Annotated in this window: 1 protein-coding gene; it reads right to left on the bottom strand. The window is 54.9% G+C overall.

From position 1 onward, the window contains the following. Window positions 1-41 precede the first annotated feature (41 nt). A partial coding sequence (locus VTU_RS25850) for a pyridoxal phosphate-dependent aminotransferase (RefSeq protein ID WP_010101736.1) occupies window positions 42-776 on the bottom strand: 735 nt, incomplete at its 5' end.

The following is a 776-nucleotide window of genomic DNA, read 5'->3' as shown; positions in this document are numbered from 1 at the left end:
CGTCCTGACGATTTCTGGCTCTTGCAATGCGCCTCGTTTCTTCATTTCTCTCCCTGAAGGGTTGCAGAACAGCATTCGTCAAGGCAAATGGCCTTCAGTGCCAGGAGCAGGCTTTCGCATTGTTCAGGCGTACCGACGGTTATCCTGAGAAATTGCTCGATCCGGGGCAAAGAAAAATGCCTGACAAGAACCCCTTGCTCCTTGAGCTTGCAATACAAGAAGCCCGCATCGTGGCCAGAGTGGCTGGCGAACACGAAATTCGCCATGGACGGAATGATCTGGAACCCCAATGCCCGAAGCGCTGCGCTCAGTTCTTCGCGTGACCGGACGATGTTGCGCGTCACCGCTTCGAAATATTCCCGATCTTCGATGGCTGCGACCGCCGCAGCGTTCGCCAGCCTGGACAGCGGATACGAATTGAAACTGTTTTTGACTCGCTCCAAACCTTCGATCAAGTCCTTGTTCCCCAGCGCAAAACCGATCCGCATGCCGGCAAGGGATCTGGATTTGGAGAATGTCTGGACGACGAGCACGTTGGGATAGCGATCGATCAACCGAGCGGCACTTTCTGCACCGAAGTCCACATACGCTTCGTCGATCACCACGACCGATTCGCTATGCCGCTTCAAAAAGTGCTCGATCAGGTCGGTATCGAGCTGCACGCCCGTGGGTGCATTCGGATTGGCGAAGATGATTCCGCCATTCGGAATCGCATAGTCGTCGAGGTCGATTTCGAACGAGGCGGTCAAAGGAATCGTGTAACTACTCAGCTCCCC

This window comes from Verminephrobacter aporrectodeae subsp. tuberculatae At4 (assembly GCF_000193225.1).
Taxonomy (GTDB): Bacteria; Pseudomonadota; Gammaproteobacteria; order Burkholderiales; family Burkholderiaceae_C; genus Acidovorax; species Acidovorax aporrectodeae.
Note: the sequence above shows the minus strand (reverse complement) of the source record. Positions and strands in the feature narration are given on the sequence as shown.